Raw genomic sequence first — 720 nt, forward strand, 5'->3', positions numbered from 1 at the left:
AGGGTATAGGGCGCGCAGGATCGGATGAAGATTTCCCGTATTTCGACCTGCGGGCGCCCGAGGCGCAGATAGTCGAGCAGCGCTTCCCCGACCGGCACCACCAGCGGCATGTAAGAACACGCGTTGGTCTTGGTATGACGGACGCGCAAGGAATCCGCGCGCCAGTCGATGTCGTCAAGCTGAAGCCTGCAGATTTCGCCTTCTCGCAGACCGTAGGTGGCGAGCAGCTGCAGTATCGCATAGTCGCGCAGCCCCCTCGGCGAGCTGTCCTTCCTGGTGACCGCCAGAACTGCGGAGATCTGGCTTCTGTCCAGGGTCGAGGGAACATCCTCGTAGGCATAGAGCATGGGACCGATGACGTGTGGGGTCAGATCGGTCGGGATGCGCCCCGTCCGATGGAGATAGCGCAGCAGTGAGCGGAGCCATGCGGCCACCCTCGCGAGCGATATTCGCCGCAGGCCGCGGGTTCGCATGTCCATGTAGAGATCGATGTCCCGGACGCTCAATGCCCAGAGACCGGGGGCCTTACCGTGACCGGACTGCCATTCCAAAAAGCGCCGCGCCTCCCGCAGGAGCGCGTCGATGGTTGCATCTGCCAGACCGCGCTCGTCGCGCAACCAGGCCTCGTATTCGTAGCAGATCGTATGCCGAAGCATCGCATCCGGCTCGATTTCGGCGGCAGGTGGCCATTCGCACTGGGCAAGCCGCAGCAACTTACAG

The 720-nt window shown here is 63.1% G+C and carries 1 protein-coding gene; it reads right to left on the reverse strand.

Features of this window, described 5'->3' with window-relative positions; translation table 11 throughout:
* Nucleotides 1-720 (reverse strand): tyrosine-type recombinase/integrase (locus tag EOA24_RS40000; RefSeq protein WP_145992590.1); only part of this gene is annotated, 720 nt, incomplete at both ends.

The organism is Mesorhizobium sp. M2A.F.Ca.ET.039.01.1.1 (assembly GCF_003998035.1).
Lineage (GTDB): Bacteria > Pseudomonadota > Alphaproteobacteria > Rhizobiales > Rhizobiaceae > Mesorhizobium.